Genomic DNA, 19,313 nt, shown 5'->3' on the forward strand with positions numbered 1-19,313 from the left:
TTCTTCGTCGTGGCCGTGCTCATTGCGTCAGCGCAGCTCCTGGATGCGGATCATGTTGCCTGCAGGATCGCGGAGCGCGCAGTCGCGCACCCCGTACGGTTGGTCGGTCGGCTCCTGGACGACCTCGGCGTCGGTGGCCTGCAGCTGCTCGAAGGTGCTGTCGAGGTCCTTGGTGGCCAGCAGGAGCATGCCGTAGGTGCCCTTGGCCATCATCTCGTGGATGATGCGGCGCTCGTCGTCGGTCAGGCCTGGGTTGGCATCCGGTGGGAACAGGACGATGGAGGTGTCGGGCTGGCCGGTGGGGCCGACCGTGATCCAGCGCATCTTGCCGCCTCCGACATCAAGGCGGACCTCGAAGCCGAGGAGGTCTCGATAGAAGGTCAGCGAGGCGTCCGGGTCGTCGTGCGGCAGGAAGCTCGAGTGAATGGTGATGTCCATGGCGGTCACGCTAGTTGCGGCTCGCTGACCCGTGCTTCTCGATTCCTGATCGGTCTGGTCACCTGTTTCGCCACGCACGGCGGCATCCCCGCCGCAGCGTCGACCGCTTGGCGCCTGTATGTGCTGGGCGACACACCGACCAACTCGCTGAAGCGAGTGCTGAAGGTGCCCAGCGACGAGCAGCCGACCGCGAAACAGACCTCGGTGACGCTCAGGTCGCCCCGGCGCAGCAGCGCCATCGCGCGCTCGATGCGCCGCGTCATCAGATAGGAGTACGGCGATTCGCCGTAGGCGAGCCGGAACTGGCGGCTGAGGTGCCCGGCCGACATGTTCACGTCGCGGGCGAGCGCCTCGACGTCGAGCGGCTGCGCATACTCGCGGTCCATCCTGTCGCGGACGCGGCGCAGCAGCTTGAGGTCGCGCAGGTGCTGCGCCTCCGCGGGTGTGCTGGTCACCCGCGCGATAGTGCCACGTCGCACTGGAGTTGCCTAGCGCGACGCCGGCGCCGCACCCGCTCCACGTCCGCTGTGCCCGGTATATTCCCTTCCGCCACCGCGCTTTCCGCCGCCGCGTAGGAAGTCGCGTCAATCTCCCGGGCGCTTACGCGGCCTCACAGACCGCTGCGCGTACGGGCTCGTTGCGCGTTCTTGGCAGTTATGTCTTCCTGGGTCGGCGCCCCGCCGATGCCGCCAGGAGCTATGTCTGGTGAGCAGACCATGGACGACGACGTGCCGGATCGGGTCATGGTGCATCCTGCGAGGGTCTGGGAACCTTGCTGGCCGTTGAGGCTGGCGAAGCTCGCCGCGGCAGGCGCGAGTACCAGCGCCGCGCCGACTACACCGGCGAAAACCAGCCGCCGGGCTGAAATACGACTGGACATCTTTCCGCTTTCCAATCTCCGCGAGCAGGGTGCTGAGTCACTGTTCATGACAAGAACTATTCCGTTGCTGTTGTGTTCAGTCTGTCGAGTGATCAGCCCCTACGGTGGATGAATGACGCTTCCTCCGATCGGGGGAATACCAGTCGCCGATCGCCTCGTCCGGGCGGCACGCGCACCGCATGCGTGCATGCGGCCGCCGGCGCCTGACCGAAGCGGGTGGGGCAAGCCCGTACGGGGGGAGCCGAGCGACATATATCGTCGGGAGACCAGGTGGGCTTACTCGGTACAGCGACGTTCGGAGGCAATGATGTGCCGCAGCATTCGACATGACCGCCGGCGACCGAGTTAGCGCGACGATTTCGGTCGGCCACCGAGCACCGGGCCCGCGGGTCATATCCCCGGTCCGCCCGCTGCTCGCCGCCGCCTGCGGTGCCGGATACCTGATCGCTGGACAGTGGCTGATACGGCGCCTGTTCGCCATCTATGGGCCCGTGGTGTCAATTCCGCTGCCGGGCATCCCCGTGGTCCTGATCAAGGATCCCGAACTGGTCAAGCAAGTGTTCACCGAGAAGCCCGATGTCCTGTTGGGCGGTCGGGGCGTGCGTCCGTCCGCCATCATCTATGGCACCGGTTCAATGTTCGTGCAAGAAGAACCCGAGCACCTGCGACGCCGGAAGCTGTTGACTCCGCCGTTGCACGGCAAGGCGCTGGAGAACTACAAGCCAGTCGTCGAGGAGAGCACACGCCGTGCGATTGCGGACTGGCCGTCGGACCGGCCGTTCGAGATGCTTCGCGCCGCCCGTGCCCTCACCCTCGACGTCATTCTGCGCGTCATGTTCGGCGTCGAGGATCGTGATGAGGCCGCCCGGCTGGGACGTCCCTTCAAAACACTGCTCGCTCTCGGGGTGTCGGAAGCACTGATTCTGCGCGTCGCACTTCACTCGCTGGGCGGCCTGAAGCGCTGGCGCAAACTCGACCGCGCGAACCACGGAATCGACGAGCTGTTGATGCCGATGATCGCCGCCCGGCGCCACGACCGCGGGCTCAACGACCGAACCGACATCATGTCGTTACTGCTCACTGCCCGCAGCGAGAGCGGACAGTACCTGACGGACAAGGAAATTCGCGACGACCTTGTCACCCTGGTGCTGGCCGGACACGAAACGACCGCCACCACGTTGGCCTGGATGATCGACTTGCTGCTGCATCACCCCGACGTGCTGGCCAAGGTGCGTGCGGAAGCCGCGGCGGGCGAATCAACGCTCTACGCCGAGGCGGTCATCAACGAGACGCTTCGCGTACGGCCGCCGTCCCCGTTTACCGGTCGCTACACCACCGGCGACTATCAACTTGGTGACTACACCGTGCCGCCGGCGACACGCATCGTGCCGCACATCGGCGAAGTCAATCTGAATCCGCAAACCTACGAGCAACCGCACGAGTTCCGGCCCGAGCGATTCTTCGGCACGCGTCCGCCAACTTATGGATGGATTCCGTTCGGTGGCGGTATCAAGCGTTGCCTCGGCGCAAGTTTCAGCATCGTCGAGTTATCGGTTGCGCTGCAAACCTTGCTGCGCTCGGGAAGTTTCGAAGCCGTGCACAAGAGTGCGGACCGACAGGTCCGGCGCGGAATCGTTTTGCTTCCGCATCGGGGCGTTCAAGTGCGCTACCACCCCGAAGTGCGCTACCGCCCGGTAATGCGCTGCCACCGGTAATGCGCTGCCACCGGTAATCAGTCGAAGTACGCGTCGTCGCTGACCCGGAGCTGACACACCGACCTCGCCGTACGGAAAGGGTATTAGAACATGCAGAACATGCGCATCGTCATCGCCGGCGGCCACGGCAAAATCGCTCTGATCCTCCAGAGACTGCTCACTCAGCGGGGCGACACCGCAGCCGGGCTTATCCGAAATCCGGCACAGGCGATGGATTTGCAACGGGTGGGCGCCGAACCACTGGTTGTCGACCTGGAGACGGCGTCGGTCGAGGACGTCGCGACGCACCTGCGGGGCGCCGACGCCGTTGTATTCGCCGCTGGCGCAGGGCCGGGCAGCGGAGCCGCACGCAAAGAGACGGTCGACCGGGACGCGGCGATTCTCCTCGCGGACGCCGCCGAGGCCGTCGGCGTCAACCGTTATCTGATGGTTTCGGCGATGGGAGCCGACAATTCCGCCGCGCACGCCGGCCGTGATCCGGTCTTTGCCGCGTATTTGCGCGCCAAGGCGGCCGCGGACGAGGCGGTCGGTGCCCGCGCCGCGCTGGATACGACGATCGTGCGGCCCGGCCTGCTGACCAACGATCCGGGAACCGGCCGGGTGTCGATCGCCGACTCGACCGGACGCGGCAGCATCCCCCGCGAAGATGTCGCCGCCGTCCTGGTTGCCGTGCTGGACACACCCGACACCGCGGGCCAGACGTTCGAAGTCATTTCAGGCAACACACCGATTACCGACGCAGTAGCGGCCCGCGTACTCCGGTAATCGCTGACGCGGTCGGTCGGAGTCGCGCGATAGTAGTGCCGACCAGGTCAACCCCGGAAAGGCGACCAATCATGCCCGGACCCGTGCCACAGATTCCCCTCGCGCTGGCCAACCCAAGTCTGAATCACGGAGTCGGGTTCACCCATGAAGAGCGACGCAAGCTGGGGGTGACCGGCCGGCTCCCGCCCGGGGTGCTGTCGCTGGAACAACAGGCCGAGCGGGTGTGGCGCCAGGTACGCGAAATGCCAACCTATTTCGCCCGCAACCTGCATCTCGAACAGCTTCACTACCGCCATGAGGTGTTGTACTTCAAGGTGCTGTCCGAACATCTGACCGAACTGATGCCGGTCGTGTACACGCCGACTGTCGGCGAGGCCATTCAGCGGTTTTCCGGCGAGTACCGGGGCCAGCGAGGACTGTATCTGTCAATCGACCACCCCGATGAGATCGAGGAATCTTTCCAGACCTTCGGACTCGGCGCCGACGATGTCGATTTGATCGCGTGCACCGATGCGGAGGCGATCCTCGGAATCGGTGACTGGGGTGTCGGCGGAATCCAGATCGCCGTCGGCAAATTGGCGCTCTACACCGCCGGAGGCGGTATCGACCCGAAACGCACCATCCCGGTGTCGCTGGACGTCGGCACCGACAACGAGCAACTGCTCAGCGACCCGTTCTACGTGGGCAACCGGCACGCCCGGCGCCGCGGCGCCGAATATGACGAGTTCATCCGCCAATACATCGAGACCGCGCACCGGCTTTTCCCGCACGCGATGCTGCATTTCGAAGACTTCGGGCCCGGCAACGCCCGGGCGATCTTGGACAAGTATTCGGCGGACTATTGCGTGTTCAACGATGACGTCCAAGGCACCGGCGCCGTGGTGATGTCCGCGCTCTATTCCGCGTTGAACGTCACCGGTATACCGATGCGGGACCAAAAGGTCGTGGTGTTCGGTGCCGGCACCGCCGGGATGGGCATCGCAGATCAGATCCGCGACGCGATGGTCGCCGACGGTGCCACCGTCGAGCAGGCCACCGACCGAATTTGGCCGATCGACAGGCAGGGCTTGCTCTTTGACGACATGGAGGATCTCCGCGACTTTCAGGTTCCCTACGCCAAGAACCGTGATCGGCTGGGTGTGGCCAAGGGCGAGCGGGTGGGCCTGGTCGCGACCATCAACATGGCCGCGCCCACCATTTTGCTGGGTTCCTCCACGGTGCCCGGCGCCTTCGATCAGGAGGTCGTCGAGGCGATGGCGGCATCAACCGAACGACCGCTGATCTTGCCGCTCTCCAACCCCACCGCGCGCATGGAAGCGGCGCCGTCCGACATTATCGCCTGGTCTGACGGCAAGGCGCTGGTTGCCGCCGGCTCCCCCGTCGCGCCCGTGGAATACAACGGAACCACCTACTCGATTGGTCAAGCCAATAATGTACTGGTATTCCCCGGTATCGGTATGGGCGTGATCGTTGCCCGCGCTTGCCGAGTCACCAAGCACATGCTCCACGAGGCCGCTAAAACCGTTGCCGGGCAAGCCCATCCGATGACACCAGGGTCCGCGCTACTGCCGGACGTGGAGAATCTGCCCACCCTGTCGGCGGCGGTCGCCGAGGCCGTTTACCATGCGGCGGTCGACGACGGTGTCGCCGCGAAGATTCACGACAACGTCGGGCAGGCGATTCGCGACACGATGTGGCTGCCCGCATACGAGCAGCTACAGCCCGTGCAGCCGCTTGAGCCGCGCAACCAGTGAATCGATGCCTGGCTCGGCTGCCGGGCCCGGCGGCACCCCGAGCGGGTCAAGTGGCGAGTCACCGAGTAGCAGGCGGGCGATGTTGCAGACGCCGTGACGGAGGGCATCGAGATCGTAGCCGCCTTCGAGCGCGAAGACTACCTTGCCGTCGCAGAATCGCTGCGCCATGCGGATGACTTCTCCGGCAATGTGTGAATATCCGGTCAACGTCAGCCGCATCCCCGCCAGCGGGTCTGCCCAGTAAGCATCGAACCCCACCGAAGCCAAGACCAGTTGGGGCCGGAAGCGCGCGGCGGCCGGCCAGACGATCTGCTCGAAAACCGTTGTGTACGCGCCGTCGCCGCTTCCGGCGGGCAGCGGGATGTTGACCGTGTAGCCTTCGCCGTCGCCGGTGCCGACGTCCGTCACCGCGCCCGTGCCAGGATAGAACGGGTATTGGTGCGTCGAGACGTACAGCACCGACGGGTCGTCATAGAACATCGCTTCCGTGCCGTTGCCGTGATGCACGTCGTAGTCGACGATCAGGACCCGCTCAATTCCGTATCGAGTTTGAGCGTGACGCGCGGCGATGGCGACGTTTCCCAACAGGCAGAAACCCATGGCGCGAGCCGGCATTGCGTGGTGCCCGGGCGGTCGTATGGCCGCCAAGCCATTGTCGGCCGTTCCGGTGAGCACTCCCTCGACCGCGCCAACCACGCCGCCGGCCGACAACCGCGCAATCCCCAACGCATCCGGTCCGGCATACGTGTCAGCGTCGAGGAACGTCGTGCGCGGCACGGCGCTGATCCGTTGCAGCAGGTCCAGATAGTCCATTGTGTGCACGGCCAGCGCCAAATCTGTATCGAGAGCGTGCGACTGAAGCGGGCGCATCCGGCTGCGCAAGCCGCTTTCGTCCAGACCGCGCCAGACAGCGCGAATGCGCCCGGCGTGTTCGGGATGTCCGGGAAAGTCGTGTTCGGTGTACCGCGGATGGGTCGCGTAGACCGTCGTCATTGCTTTATCTCCGCACAGGCGTGGCTCACTGGGCGGGGCGCCGCATCGGTGACTGCCTCACTGCTTGGAGCCGGTCGGTTCTCGAATGCCACGTTCGGTGGCCATCGGTGAACGTGAAGTGGGTCGCACGCCAAGGACCTGCACGCAGGACTCGACATAAGCCGCGGTGTACTCGATCAAGATGTGCGGCCCAGCGAACTCCGACGGACAGACATCTCCGGTCTGCTCCCGCCACTGATGCAGCCGGACGGCCAGTTCATTCGCAATCGCTTCGACGCGGTCGCGCTCACCGCCCACAAGCAGATTGTTCAGCTCGCTCGGATCCTCCAGCAGGTGGTAGAGCTCGCGCGCCGGCCGGGGCCCAGACACAAACGGTGCCACCGCCTTCCCGGAGGGGCTGTCCTGAATGTCCAGCGGAAGATCCACCAGCGGCCGCCGGGCGTAGTTCTCGATGTAGCTGTATTCCTTGGTGCGAATTGCGCGCATCGGATCAAATGAGTCGTGATAGGTCTTCTCGGCGAACACCTGCTCGCGAACCGGTGCACAGTCGACAACCGGCCGGACCAGATTCTCGGCATGCGAAACACCCTCCACGTCGGAGGGTATGGCGATGCCGAACAAGTCGAGCAGCGTCGGCAGCAGATCGACGCCGCTGAACAGCTCGTCGTAGATGCGCGGCACAATACCCAGCCGGCCCGGCGGCCGGATAATCAGCGATATGCCCGTCCCGGCGTCATACAACATCGACTTCGCCCGCGGGAACGGCGCACCGTGGTCGCTGAAGAACACCACCCACGTGTTCGCGTCCAAGCCGGTGTCGGCGAGCGTGTCCAGCAGACTGCCGACCGCCGCGTCGGCCACCCCGATGGCGCCGTAGAAGTCGGCGAAGTCGCCGCGGACCTCCGCGATATCCGGCAGGTACTCGGGCACCTCGACATCCTCGAGCGGCGCCGGCTTGTACCGGTCCCGCGACCACGGCCGGTGGGTTTCGAAAAACCCCGCGGTCAGCAGGAACGGATCGCACTCTTGCAAAGGCGCGCTCTCGGTGAGCCATTCCTGCGCCCTTGCGACCACATATTCGCAGCAGGAATTGGACACGTCGAACTCATCGAAACCCAAGCGTGACGGGTAGGACGTCTCGTGCTGCATCCCGAACAGCGCCGCGTACCAACCGGAATCGGACAGGATCTGCGGTAGCGTGCGAACGCCCTCGCGGTACTCAAAGCCGTGATGGGCAAGGCCGATCAGGCCGTTACTGTGCGGGTAGCGACCGGTGAACAGCGCGCCGCGGGACGGTGAGCACTGCGGGGCTGCCGCGTGCGCGCGGGTGAACAGGATGCCCTCGGCGGCCAAGCGATCCAGGCGTGGGCTAGCGACCCCGCGATGCCCGTAGGCCCCGAGCCAGCGCCCTGTGTCATGCCAGTGCACGATGAGCAGATTGTCGCCTCGCCGATCCGTCACGCACACCAGCTTGCACCGGTCGCCCCACCGAGGTAATCGCGACTCGCCGCCTAGGCTGGAGGCGCTCGGAGCAAATCGTGATGCAAAGGGCGTGACCAGTGGCGACTGACAACGGCAATGGCGCCGCGGAACCCGGCGGCGACGTGGCCGCCGAAGTCGAGCCCGACTATCGGTTCACCCTGGCCAACGAACGCACCTTCCTTGCTTGGCAGCGCACCGCGCTTGGCCTGCTGGCCGCGGCCGTCGCAGTGGTCCAGTTGGTGCCCGAGCTCACGATCCCTGGGGCGCGCCACGTCCTCGGCGTACTGCTTGCCGTGCTCGCGATCGCGACCGCCGGCGTGGGGTTGCGCCGATGGCAACAAGCTGACCATGCCATCCGCAACGGCAGGCCATTGCCCCGACAGCCGACGCTGGCATACCTCGCGGTGGGCCTCATCATCGTTGGCCTGATCACACTCGGCCTGGTGGTCAGCAAGGCGGTCGCGGGTTGACCAGCCCACATCCAGTCAGCCGTCAGCGTCAGGGACTGCAGGCGGAACGAACCGCACTGGCCTGGACTCGCACCTCGTTCGCTGTTCTCGCCAACGGCGCGCTTCTGATGGTGCGGCATCTTCACAGCAACCCGGGCCCGCTCAAAACAGCCGCGGCGGCCCTTGCCGTCGTCCTCGCGCTGTCGACATACCTGATCGGTGTCCGACGCCAACGCACGCTCAGCCGGCGCCCACTCCCACGACAAATCGTGCCACGTCACGAGGTGCACCTGCTGGCGGCCTCGGTACTCGTTCTGATTTTGGTGTCGGCACTCTCGCTGGCTGTTTGATTGAGCCCATCCTGATCGCGAGCTCAAAAACGACTGCGCACCAGTGCGTTTCAACTAGATCTCGATGCGTGAACCCATGATGACCGTGCGGTCACCGGGCAGGCTGAAATACTCTGCCGCGTCGGCGGTGGCATAAGAGGTGGCGATGAACAAGCGCTTGCGCCACGGCGCCATCGTCGGCGCCGTTCCCTTGGCCAGCTCCAGCTTCGACAGGAAAAACGAAGCATTCTCGGCGGCGATCTGACCTTCGGTGTCTTTTGGGCCGAGTTGCTTCAGCACGCCGAGGACGTTGGGCCTTTCCATGTATCCGAAGTGCGCTGTGACGTGAATGATCCCGTCCCTGCGATAGCCGAGAGCGTCGACCTCGGTTCGTTCGGAGTCGGGTACGCGCGGCACCGGAAGCGTGTCGATCGCCATGATCACCACGTGTTTGTGCAGGACGTGATTGTGCTCCACATTGGCCCGCATCGCCAGTGGCGCAGTCTCTTTCCCGCGGTTGAGGAACACCGCGGTGCCGGGGACCCGCACCAACCGTGGCCGACACTGCGGCAGCTGATCGACGAACTCGCGCAGCGGCCCCTCCGCTTCTTCCCGCGCCAGGGTGACCACCTCGCGTCCGCGCTGCCACGTGGTCATCACGGTGAACGCTGTCACGCCGATCAACAGCGGCACCCACGCCCCGTGGACCAGTTTGGTCAAGTTGGCCGCGAAGAACATCACATCCACCAGCAACAGCAGGCTGCCGCCGGTCAGCACCAGCCACAGCGGAGTGTTCCATCTCGTATAGGCAAGGTAGAGGAACAGCAGCGTGGTGATGGTGATAGTTCCGGTCACCGCCATGCCGAACGCATACGCCAGCCCCCCCGAGCTGCGAAACGCGAACACCAGGATCAGCACCCCGACCATCAGGATGTCGTTGATCAACGGAACGTAGATCTGGCCGATCGTCGAGGCCGACGTGTGCATCACCCGCAGCCTCGGCAGATACCCGAGCCGCGCAGCCTGCGATGCCACCGAGTAGGCCCCGGTGATGACCGCCTGGGAGGCGATAACCGTCGCGGCGGTGGCCAAAACCACCATCGGCAGTCGCGCCCAACCGGGGGTGAGCAGGAAGAACGGTGCGCTCACCGCCTTCTCGTCACGGAGCAGCAGCGCGCCTTGGCCCAGGTAGCTGAGCACACACGCGGGCATGACCATGACGACCCAGGCCAGTCTGATCGGCAGCCGACCGAAGTGGCCCATGTCGGCGTACAGGGCCTCGGCACCGGTGACGGCGAGCACAACCGCGGCGAGCGCGAAAAAGGCGATCTGAAAATGTCCGACCACGAAGCCCAGCGCATACGTCGGCGAGAGCGCCTTGAGGATTTCCGGCTTGGCGATGACGCCATTAAGCCCGCAGGCGCCGATGGCGGTGAACCAGGCCATCATCACCGGCCCGAACAGGCGGCCCACTGTCGCGGTCCCGGTCCGTTGGACCGCGAACAGCGCCACGATGATCACTGCGGTGATCGGCACGATCCACGGCTCCAAATTGGGTTGGACGACCTTGAGGCCCTCGACCGCCGACAGCACCGAGATCGCAGGCGTGATCATGCTGTCGCCGAAGAACAGCGACGCGCCGAAAATGCCCAGTGCGGCCAGCACCATTGCGGTGCGACGACCGCTTTGCCCTGCCCAGTGCCGCACCAGCGTGATCAGGGCCATGATGCCGCCCTCGCCGTCGTTGTCGGCGCGCATCACCAGCGTGACATAGGTCAGCGTGACGATGATCATCACCGACCAGAAGATCAGCGAGACTATGCCGTACACATGTGCCTCGCTGATCGGAACCGGATGCGGATCGTGCGGATTGAAGGCCGTTTGAATGGTGTAGATCGGGCTGGTCCCAATGTCTCCGAACACGACCCCGAGTGCGCCGACCACTAGCCCCAGCCGCACCGTATCCCCGCCGCCGGCCTGGCGAAGCGGCGAAACGGCTTTGGAATTGGTGTGCACTGGCGAATCCTCTGGGCGTTGATGGGCATTGATCGTAGTTCGCCGCCGTGAACAATCCGGGCCGATGACCCGAGCCTGTCCGGCCCGGAATGAACGCTCCGCCGCGGCTGATCGTCGTGGTAGGTGTGCGCGGAGCGCGCCGCGCGAAACGGCCGCGAAACGGTAAGGGAGCTTGATGCGAAGGACAACGTGGCCGGGCGTGACGCTCGGCCGGCGGCAGGTGTTGCTCGGACTGGGCGCGGTGGGTGCCTTCTTCGCAGTCGATGTGGGGGCACTGGCGTGGGCGAGCGGCCGGTGGCCGTCGCGCCGGCTGACGCAAGGTGACTTCGTCGACGCGTTCCGAAACGTCAGTGGTGAGCACGCGGGATATCGGCTCAACCACTCCAAGGGAGTCGCCGTCACCGGGTACTTCGACAGCAATGGCAATGGCCGCGAGATCACCACGGCCGCGGTGTTCGCCGCCGGTCGCACACCGGTGACGGGCAGGTACTCGTTATCCGGCGGCAATCCCGGCGTCGCCGACGCGGCCGGGACCGCCCGCGGCCTTGGCCTGGCCTTCGGTTATCCCGACGACGTGCAGTGGCGGACCGCGATGCTCAATCTGCCGGTGTTCCCGGACAATTCACCCGAGGGATTCCGCGACCGTCTCCTGGCGTCGAAGCCGGTATCCGCCACGGGTAAACCCGACCCCGTAGTGATGGACCGCTTCCTGACCGCTCACCCCGAAACCAAGGCCGCGATGCAGCTGATCAACGCCCAGCGACCGTCCTCCGGCTTCGCCGACAGCACCTACCGCAGCCTCAACGCGTTCTACTTCATCGGTCCGTCCGGAACCCGCACCCCGGTCCGGTGGTCGATCGAGCCGGTCGAACCCGCCGTGCCGGCGGCCGCGGCGCAGTCAGGCCACAACTGGCTGTTCGACGATCTGATCCGCCGCATCCAAAGTCGTCCGCTGGCCTACCGGTTTCTGCTCACCGTCGGCCGGCCGTCGGATCCGGTGGCCGATGCGACCCTGCCCTGGCCCGCGGACCGCCGCGTTATCGACGCGGGCACGGTGACGTTGACCTCGGTCGCGTCGGAAGCACGCGGCAACGCACGTGACATCAACTTCGACCCGACGGTCCTGCCCGACGGCATCCAAGTCTCGGCGGATCCATTGCTCAGCGCGCGCTCGGCGGTCTACGCCGCGTCGTTTCGCCGACGCGCGGCCGACCCCGACGTTCCTCCCAGCGTCGACGTGGCTCGGGTGACGGCATGACCACGTCGACGAGCGAGATCTATCCGAGGCGCACCCGTATCCTGCACTGGCTTGTCGCCATCCTGGTCTTCGCCGCCCTCGTCATCGGATTCACCATGGTTCACACGGTCGCCGACTACACCGTGCTGGTCGCGGTGCACAAGACGCTCGGCGTGGTGATCCTCGCGGTCGTCGTGCTGCGCGCCGTTAACCGGTTCACGCACCGAGTGCCGCCGTTGCCTCGCACCGTCGGCCGAGCCGAACGCGTTCTGGTCGTCGGCTCCGAGTTCGCGATGTATGGGTTGCTTCTAGCGCAACCGCTGGTGGGATGGGCCATGGTGTCGGCGAGCGGCACGCCTGTCGTCGTGTTCGGCGGCATCGAGCTCCCCGCCATCGCGCCTACCGACGCCGGCGCCTACGCGATTCTGCGCAACACCCACTCGGTGCTTGCGCTCGCGCTCGCGGTGACGATCGCCGCACACATCAGCGCGGTACTGCTGCACACCATCACATTGCGCGATGGGATGATTCGGCGCATCACCCTCCGGCCAAAAAACGCAAGAACGTGACGGCGGCTGCTACGTCCCCGGTATCCCTGGTATTCCCGCCATCCCCGGTATCCCCGGTACGCCCGGTATCGCAGCTGCGTTCAGCCAGTCGCCGCCCGCGAGCGACGACACCATCGAGGGGCAGTACATCGAGATCGCAATGCTGGTGAACAAGCCGGCCAAGCTCGGCGCGATTCCGTTATTGCCCGCCATGCTCGATGCAACGGTGGCGAAGGTCCCGCCGGGCTGGACCAGCATCGGACAGACCGACTGCCCAAGCGCAACTGTGTTTGCCGGATCGCCGTAGCCGACGCCCGCATTGTTCAGCGCGGCCAGGAATGAGTCGCCGACCGTGTCGGCATGCGCCCGCGCCGGCAACGTTGCCGGCGCTGCGAACATCGCCGCTGCGACGATCACTCCGGCCGACACCGCAAGCGAGCGAATAGCCGTTGCCGGAAGAGTCCCGCCCGTAATTCTTTTGGGTCTGCTTGTCGCTGAAATCTTCACTTCGGCAACGTTGCTTTACTACAGTCACATTTACAACACGGTGCGGTAAAGGTTCGCACACTATCCGTGCGCCGTCTGGCTGCTGTGCGAACCCAGTGTGATCCTTGAAGATTTTCTGTGAGCGACCCCGGAGATGCTCCGGCCCGGCGCCTATGTAAGCTAGCATACATAGCGCCCACTGTCGCGGCGAAGGGAGCGGCGCCTTGCCCAGTCCCCGTGAACGCATGGTGATATCTGCTGCACTGCTGATCCGCGAACGCGGTGCTCAACCGACGGCGATCGCCGATGTCCTCGAGCACAGCGGCGCGCCCCGTGGGTCGGCGTACCACTACTTCCCCGGTGGACGCACGCAACTTCTTTGCGAGGCAATAGATTACGCGGGCCAATTTGTTGCCGCCAAAATCGCCAGGGCCTCAAGAAGCCTCGATGCGCTCGACGTTCTCGTCGGCAGTTATCGGGACCAACTCATCCGCAGCGACCACCGAGCCGGCTGCCCCGTCGTGGCCGTGGCAGTGGAAGCAGGCGATCCCGACAACCAGGACCGCACTGCACCGGTGATGGAACGTGCCGCGGCGGTGTTCGCCAGGTGGACGGATCTGATCGCCCAACAGTTGGCGGCGGAGGGCGTGACCGAATCGCGGGCCGAAGAACTCGCGATGCTGGTGACGACCTCGATCGAGGGCGCCATCGTCGTCGCCCGCGCCTCGCGTGATGTCAAACCCCTCGACCTCGTACATCGTCAGCTGCGCGCACTGCTGCAGGCCGAGACCAGCGCCGAGACCAGGGACGAGACCACTGAAAGGAAGCGTCGTCGTGACCGATGAATGGCACTCAACCGCGTGCATCCTGTGCGAATGCAATTGCGGCATCGTCGTGCAAGTCGATGATCGCAAGCTCGCCAAGATCCGCGGTGACAAGGCCCACCCCGGATCGCAGGGATACACCTGCAACAAGGCGCTGCGGCTTGACCACTATCAAAACAATCCAAGCCGCCTGACCTCCCCGATGCGCCGACGGCCAGACGGAAGCTACGAGGCTGTCGATTGGGACACCGCGATCACCGAGGTCGCCGCCGGCTTCAAACACATCAGCGACACCTACGGCGGGGACAAGATCTTTTACTACGGCGGTGGTGGCCAGGGCAACCATCTCGGCGGCGGCTACAGCGGCGCGTTCCTCAAGGCACTCGGTTCTCGATACCGGTCAAACGCGTTGGCGCAGGAGAAGACCGGCGAGGCGTGGGTCGACGCCCACCTTTACGGTGGCCACACCCGAGGCGAGTTCGAGCACGCCGAGGTGGCGGTGTTCGTCGGGAAGAATCCGTGGATGTCGCAAAGCTTCCCGCGTGCGCGCACCGTGCTCAACGACATCGCCAAGAATCCTGACCGCTCGATGATCGTCATCGATCCGGTGCTCACCGACACGGCCAAGATGGCCGACTTCCACCTGCGCGTGCGTCCCGGCACCGACGCGTGGTGTCTGGCCTCGTTGGCCGCCGTACTCGTGCAGGAAAACCTCTGCAACGAGGCATTTTTGGCCGAGCACGTCAACGGCGTCGACGCTGTTCGGGCTGCGTTGCGCGAGGTACCGATCGACGACTACGCGCAGCGCTGCGGCGTCGACTCTGAGCTTCTGCGCGCTGCGGCACGCCGGATCGCCGCCGCCGAAAGCGTCGCGGTGTTCGAGGATCTGGGCATTCAACAGGCGCCCAACAGCACGCTGTGCTCATACCTGAACAAGCTGCTGTGGATTCTCACCGGGAACTTCGGAAAGCGCGGCGGCCAACACCTGCACTCGTCCCTGGGGCCGCTGTTTCGCCACGGCCCGGAGGTGGGGCGCACACCCGTCACCGGGGCCCCGGTCATCGCGGGACTCATACCCAGCAACGTTGTGCCCCAAGAGATCCTGACCGATCATCCCGACCGCTTCCGCGCGATGCTCGTCGAGAGCAGTAATCCCGCGCATTCGCTGGCAGACTCCGCCGCGTGCCGGGCGGCGTTCGAATCACTCGAACTGCTGGTGGTCGTTGACGTCGCGATGACCGAAACCGCCCGCCTGGCGCACTACGTTCTGCCGGCCGCGACACAGTACGAAAAGCCGGAGGCGACGTTCTTCAATTTCGAGTTCCCCCGCAACACTTTCCACTTGCGCCATCCGCTGCTCGAGCCGCTCCCCGGCACGCTGCCCGAGCCCGAGATATGGGCACGGCTGGTGCGAGCGCTGGGCGTCGTCGACGACGCCGAACTGGAACCGCTTCGTAAGGCGGCGACTGAAAGCCGAGACGCGTACGCGGAAGCGTTCTTCGGGGCCATCAGCGCCAACCCGATACTCGGCAAAGTGATGCCGTTCGTGCTGTACGAGACGCTTGGCCCAACGCTGCCTGCCGGTCTCGCCGGCGCGGCGGCGTTGTGGGGGCTCGCACAAAAGACGGCGCTGGCCTACCCCGAGGCGGTGCGACGCGCGGGCCATGCGGACGGCAACGCGTTGTTCAACGCGATTCTGCAGAATCGCTCGGGGGTGACCTTCACGGCGCACGAGTATGAGGACGACTTCGAACTGATCAGCCATGCCGATCACAAGATCGCCCTCGAGGTGCCGAAAATGCTCGACGAGATGCGCGCGCTGCTGCCCGCTCGACCCGGATTGACCAGTCCGGAGTTTCCTATCGTGCTGTCCGCGGGCGAGCGCCGCGCGTATACCGCCAACGACATCTTCCGCGATCCGTCGTGGCGCAAACGCGATGCCGACGGGGCGCTGCGCGTCAGCGTCGAAGATGCCAATGCCCTCGGCTTGGTCGACGGTGGTCGCGCCCGCATAACCACCGCGGCGGGCACCGCCGAGGCGAGCGTTGAAATCAGCGAGGCCATGCTTGCGGGCCACGCGGCATTGCCAAACGGCTTCGGCCTCGATTTCACCGACGACGAAGGCCACGCCCGAATCCCGGGTGTGGCGCCCAACTCGCTCACGTCCACCGAGTGGCGCGACGCGTACGCGGGCACGCCGTGGCATAAACATATTCCTGCTCGGATCGAATCGGTCGCTGAATCCGTGGCCGCGCGCTGATCGGCCCTCCGTCCTACTTCGACAAGAACGCGACGTGCCGTTGCGGCCGATGACGACACTCGAAACCGCTTGGCGCAGAGGACACTTGAGGGCGTCTGTTTGAGCGCTAGTTGTCCATTGTCCGCAGAAGCGCGCGGGTGCGCTCACGTCCCTCGGGAGTGGGGTCGAACGTGAGGGCGGCGAACTCGTCGACGCCCGCCATGGCGAGCTCGTCGAGGCGGTCGGACACGGATTTCTCGTCGCCGATAATCGCGGCGTCTTCCGGACCCGAGTACCCCTCGCGGTCGAGCATCGCGCGGTACGACGGCAGCTGACCATAGATCGCGAACTGTTCGGCGGCCCTGGCGCGCGCAGCCGCGACGTCGTCGGTGACGCTGACTGGCAGCGAGGCAGCCACTCGCACGGCGGACTCCTCGCGGCGGGCCTCCGCGGCGGCCTCACGCAGCGTCGGGCCGACGTGCTCGGCGAGCGTCTTGGGTCCGGTCATCCATGTCAGCGTTCCCGCCGTGCGCCGCCCCGCCAGCCGCAGCATCTGCGGACCCAACGCGGCGAGGTACACGTCGGGCGTCGGCGCACCGGTAATCTGCAGCGCTCCGCGTGTGGTCCAGAATTCTCCAGCGGCCTCGGCGGCCCGCCCGGCCAGCAGCGGCTGCAGGCCGTCGAGGTATTCGCGCATCTGCCGGACCGGCTTATCCCAGGAGACGCCCCACATCTGCTCGGTGACCATGCGGTGGCTCATTCCGATGCCGAGGGTGAACCGGCCGCCCGCGATCGCGTTCAGGGTCAGCGCGCGCTGGGCCAGCTGCATCGGATGCTGCACTTGGATGGGTATCACGCCCGAACCGACCTCGATGGTGTCGACCTCATGCAGCGCGACGGCGAGGATCGTCGTCAGGTCAGGGTCGTAGGGCAGCTGGGCCATCCAGACTCGGCGAAACCCCTCGTCACGCAACGTGGAGAGGGCCTTCACGGTGGCGTTGACGGCCGAGCCGCCAGTCGTGTCGCTGAGTAATCCGACGAGGCTGAGGCTGATCTGCATAATCCCCATCGAAGCACCCTGGGCGCAAAAACAAGAGCCCCGGTGTTAATGCCGATGACGAGGATGTCGATGTCTTGCCGAGCTGCGCGAGTCAGCGGGCGAACGGGCGGACATGGTGCTGTCAGAGGACCGTATCGCTCGACTGCAGCAGAAGGCGACGAGCCGGTGGAAGGTGGACAGCCTGGTCGGCGACACAGCCGAATACGAGGCGAGCGACGCGCAGGAGCGGTCGCCCAAGCATGTCGAGACGGTGAGATCGATCTAAGGCCAACGACTCAGCTGCCTGAGCGGCTCCGGCGGCGGCGCAGCATTCGATAGCCGCCATACAGCGCGGCGGCAACCACAAAGTTGACGTAGTAGGCCGTGTCGGCCCCGTGCCAAGCCTTGGCGATCGGGCCTTCGATCAGTGATGTGTTCATGAACGGCACCGCCGCGGCGTAAGCGACCACGAAAGCAATCAGCGCCGCGATCGCATCCATGCGATCGGTGTGCTCCTCGGCGGGATTGATGGTTGAGCGTCCGCGCGCGCGAATCAGCCAGTCGATGATCACCACCGCGGCAAATGCCGGGATCCAGTAGCTCACCATCAGCAGCACGTCCTGAAATCGTGACGCGGTGTCGGCGGCATGCAGCCACATGATCAGCACGAAGGCCAGGACAGTCACGACCACGGCCGACAGCGGCCGGCGCACCCGGATTCCAATGGTCTGCAAGGCCAGCGATCCGCTGTAGTCGTTCATCGCGCACGAACCGACGGACGCCAACGCGATGACGAGCAACGCCACCGCGCCCAGGACGCCGCCGCCCATGATCGATCGCACCCCCTCGGCGGTGTGTTCGGACAACACGCCCGTCGCCGCAATCCCGATGCCCTGAACGAAGATGTACGACAACGCGATTCCGGCAAAGGTGAAGCCGAACACCCGGGCCCGCGACGAACGCGCGGGCAGGTAGCGGCTGAAGTCGGCCGCATAGCTGGCCCATGAGATGGCCAGGCTCAGAGCGATCGTGACCTCGAGGACGAACGCACCTGCCATGTCGGCGCCCCGCGCGCTGGCCGGTGTGATGACCGGATGGCCGCGGACCAGTTTGACGGCGAACACGACGAACGTCACGAACAAGATCACCGTCAGCACCGCCTGCACGCGGTGAATTAGCTCGTAGCCGAAGAATCCGACCGCGCCCTGCAGGGCCAACACAATCACCACGGCGATCCAGAACGGCATGCCGAGCAGCACGGCGAGTGCTTCCGCGCCGAACAGGCCGACCAGCCCATCCCACGCGATGGACGACAACCACTGCAAGAACGCCGGCACAACCACCCCACCACCAAAGGCCATGCGGGAGTTGGGCAGCTGGGCCGTACCGGTGCGAGGACCCCATGTCGAGAGATAAGCCACCACGACCGATCCGATCACGGTGCCGATCACCATCGCCAGCATTCCGAGCCAAAAGCCCAGTCCGAGCTCGAGCGCCAGAGTGCCGGCAAACACCCCGGTCATCGTGATGTTGGGAGCGAACCACACGGTGAACAGTCGCCCGGGCCTGCCGTAGCGCTGGTCCTCGCCGATCGGCGCGATGCCGTGGGTTTCCACCGCGAGGTCACCGGAGCCGGTCGGCCGGCGGCCGCTGAAGGCCGACGCGGTCAACGCGCTGCCGGTGCCCGGTGTTTCACGAGCCATGTGACGTCTTCAATCCGCAGTTCGTTGACGATTGCATTCCATTTGACCACGACACGCCGGCGCTACGGTGAAGCTATGGCGAGCCAACCGACCGGTTCCACGCCGGTGACCCTCATCAACGTGTTCGAGATCGATCCGGCGCACCTTGAGCCCTTCATGGCCAGCTGGCGTGAGCGTGCCGAATTCATGAGCAGGCAGCCCGGCTTCCGGTCGTTTCGGCTTCACCGGGCGCTCTCGCCGCGCGCCCGATTCCAACTCGTCAACGTCGCCGAGTGGGACAGCGCCGATGCGCTGGCCGCGGCCACCGCACAGGAGGAGTTTCAGGCGAGCGCGCAAGAATCGGTCCAGAGATTCGGGGTGACCGCGCACCCCGGCGTCTACGAGACCGCCGACGCGATCACCCGCCCGGCGTAGCC

At 65.5% G+C, this 19,313-nt stretch carries 19 protein-coding genes; 11 read left to right on the plus strand and 8 right to left on the minus strand.

The genetic code is table 11. From position 1 onward, the window contains the following. Window positions 1-27: 27 nt before the first annotated feature. Together VE759_RS03105 and VE759_RS03110 are read right to left on the minus strand one after the other, a co-directional pair. Window positions 28-438 (minus strand): VOC family protein, encoded by a 411-nt coding sequence (locus tag VE759_RS03105; RefSeq protein WP_324928125.1) that lies wholly within the window; start codon window positions 436-438, stop codon window positions 28-30. A gap of 5 nt (window positions 439-443) precedes the next feature. Then, window positions 444-893, minus strand: a complete 450-nt coding sequence (locus VE759_RS03110; protein ID WP_324928127.1) for a helix-turn-helix transcriptional regulator — start codon at window positions 891-893, stop codon at window positions 444-446. Between the two features lie 751 nt (window positions 894-1,644). Here VE759_RS03110 and VE759_RS03115 point away from each other — a divergent pair. The 3 genes from VE759_RS03115 to VE759_RS03125 all read left to right on the plus strand — a co-directional run bounded on the left by VE759_RS03115 (window position 1,645) and on the right by VE759_RS03125 (window position 5,552). Beyond that, the gene (locus VE759_RS03115) at window positions 1,645-3,033 is read left to right on the plus strand and encodes a cytochrome P450 (RefSeq protein WP_324928129.1); all 1,389 of its coding nucleotides are present in this window, start codon (window positions 1,645-1,647) and stop codon (window positions 3,031-3,033) included. Between the two features lie 99 nt (window positions 3,034-3,132). Next, complete coding sequence (locus VE759_RS03120; RefSeq protein WP_324928131.1) at window positions 3,133-3,798, plus strand: NAD(P)H-binding protein; 666 nt, start codon at window positions 3,133-3,135, stop codon at window positions 3,796-3,798. 71 nt (window positions 3,799-3,869) lie between these two features. Then, window positions 3,870-5,552 (plus strand): NAD-dependent malic enzyme, encoded by a 1,683-nt coding sequence (locus VE759_RS03125; RefSeq protein WP_324928133.1) that lies wholly within the window; start codon window positions 3,870-3,872, stop codon window positions 5,550-5,552. Here VE759_RS03125 and VE759_RS03130 read toward each other — a convergent pair. Further along, the gene (locus VE759_RS03130) at window positions 5,514-6,545 is read right to left on the minus strand and encodes a histone deacetylase (RefSeq protein WP_324928135.1); all 1,032 of its coding nucleotides are present in this window, start codon (window positions 6,543-6,545) and stop codon (window positions 5,514-5,516) included. The two genes, VE759_RS03125 and VE759_RS03130, sit on opposite strands and share 39 nt — an antisense overlap. A 57-nt stretch (window positions 6,546-6,602) precedes the next feature. Then, window positions 6,603-8,015, minus strand: a complete 1,413-nt coding sequence (locus tag VE759_RS03135) for a sulfatase (protein WP_324928183.1) — start codon at window positions 8,013-8,015, stop codon at window positions 6,603-6,605. Window positions 8,016-8,149: 134 nt separating this feature from the next. On the opposite strand from VE759_RS03135, the gene VE759_RS03140 reads away from it, so the two are divergent. Both VE759_RS03140 and VE759_RS03145 read left to right on the plus strand, forming a co-directional pair. Further along, complete coding sequence (locus VE759_RS03140; RefSeq protein ID WP_324928185.1) at window positions 8,150-8,497, plus strand: YidH family protein; 348 nt, start codon at window positions 8,150-8,152, stop codon at window positions 8,495-8,497. Continuing rightward, on the plus strand, window positions 8,494-8,826 hold the full coding sequence (locus VE759_RS03145) for a DUF202 domain-containing protein (protein ID WP_324928137.1): 333 nt from the start codon (window positions 8,494-8,496) through the stop codon (window positions 8,824-8,826). Before VE759_RS03140 ends, VE759_RS03145 begins: the two co-directional genes overlap by 4 nt. Window positions 8,827-8,880: 54 nt before the next feature. On the opposite strand, the gene VE759_RS03150 is transcribed toward VE759_RS03145, so the two are convergent. Next, complete coding sequence (locus VE759_RS03150; RefSeq protein WP_414687822.1) at window positions 8,881-10,821, minus strand: potassium transporter Kup; 1,941 nt, start codon at window positions 10,819-10,821, stop codon at window positions 8,881-8,883. A gap of 175 nt (window positions 10,822-10,996) precedes the next feature. Between VE759_RS03150 and VE759_RS03155 the strand changes: the two genes are divergently transcribed. Both VE759_RS03155 and VE759_RS03160 read left to right on the plus strand, forming a co-directional pair. Further along, window positions 10,997-12,079, plus strand: coding sequence for a catalase family peroxidase (locus VE759_RS03155; protein WP_324928139.1), 1,083 nt, complete (start codon window positions 10,997-10,999; stop codon window positions 12,077-12,079). Next, on the plus strand, window positions 12,076-12,627 hold the full coding sequence (locus VE759_RS03160) for a cytochrome b (RefSeq protein WP_324928141.1): 552 nt from the start codon (window positions 12,076-12,078) through the stop codon (window positions 12,625-12,627). Before VE759_RS03155 ends, VE759_RS03160 begins: the two co-directional genes overlap by 4 nt. Before the next feature lie 9 nt (window positions 12,628-12,636). On the opposite strand, the gene VE759_RS03165 is transcribed toward VE759_RS03160, so the two are convergent. Further along, the gene (locus VE759_RS03165; protein ID WP_414687824.1) at window positions 12,637-13,005 is read right to left on the minus strand and encodes a DUF732 domain-containing protein; all 369 of its coding nucleotides are present in this window, start codon (window positions 13,003-13,005) and stop codon (window positions 12,637-12,639) included. A gap of 311 nt (window positions 13,006-13,316) precedes the next feature. On the opposite strand from VE759_RS03165, the gene VE759_RS03170 reads away from it, so the two are divergent. Together VE759_RS03170 and VE759_RS03175 are read left to right on the plus strand one after the other, a co-directional pair. Continuing rightward, window positions 13,317-13,937 carry a TetR/AcrR family transcriptional regulator gene (locus VE759_RS03170; RefSeq protein WP_324928145.1) on the plus strand — a complete coding sequence of 207 codons (621 nt, stop codon included), beginning with the start codon at window positions 13,317-13,319 and terminating at the stop codon, window positions 13,935-13,937. Continuing rightward, entirely contained in the window at window positions 13,927-16,176 is a 2,250-nt protein-coding gene (locus tag VE759_RS03175) for a molybdopterin-dependent oxidoreductase (protein ID WP_414687823.1), read from the plus strand. The genes VE759_RS03170 and VE759_RS03175 overlap by 11 nt, the downstream gene beginning before the upstream one ends. Before the next feature lie 106 nt (window positions 16,177-16,282). Here the strand turns inward: VE759_RS03175 and VE759_RS03180 are convergent, their stop codons facing one another. Beyond that, a complete protein-coding gene (locus tag VE759_RS03180; RefSeq protein ID WP_324928191.1) occupies window positions 16,283-17,215 on the minus strand; it encodes a TIGR03564 family F420-dependent LLM class oxidoreductase in 933 nt (310 codons plus the stop codon). Between the two features lie 112 nt (window positions 17,216-17,327). On the opposite strand from VE759_RS03180, the gene VE759_RS03185 reads away from it, so the two are divergent. Continuing rightward, on the plus strand, window positions 17,328-17,480 hold the full coding sequence (locus VE759_RS03185) for a hypothetical protein (protein ID WP_324928147.1): 153 nt from the start codon (window positions 17,328-17,330) through the stop codon (window positions 17,478-17,480). Between the two features lie 10 nt (window positions 17,481-17,490). On the opposite strand, the gene VE759_RS03190 is transcribed toward VE759_RS03185, so the two are convergent. Continuing rightward, the gene (locus VE759_RS03190) at window positions 17,491-18,897 is read right to left on the minus strand and encodes a purine-cytosine permease family protein (protein ID WP_324928149.1); all 1,407 of its coding nucleotides are present in this window, start codon (window positions 18,895-18,897) and stop codon (window positions 17,491-17,493) included. Between the two features lie 75 nt (window positions 18,898-18,972). Here VE759_RS03190 and VE759_RS03195 point away from each other — a divergent pair, with 75 nt between their 5' ends. Then, on the plus strand, window positions 18,973-19,311 hold the full coding sequence (locus VE759_RS03195; RefSeq protein WP_324928151.1) for an antibiotic biosynthesis monooxygenase family protein: 339 nt from the start codon (window positions 18,973-18,975) through the stop codon (window positions 19,309-19,311). Window positions 19,312-19,313: the final 2 nt, after the last annotated feature.

The organism is Mycobacterium sp. (assembly GCF_035640695.1).
GTDB lineage: Bacteria > Actinomycetota > Actinomycetes > Mycobacteriales > Mycobacteriaceae > Mycobacterium.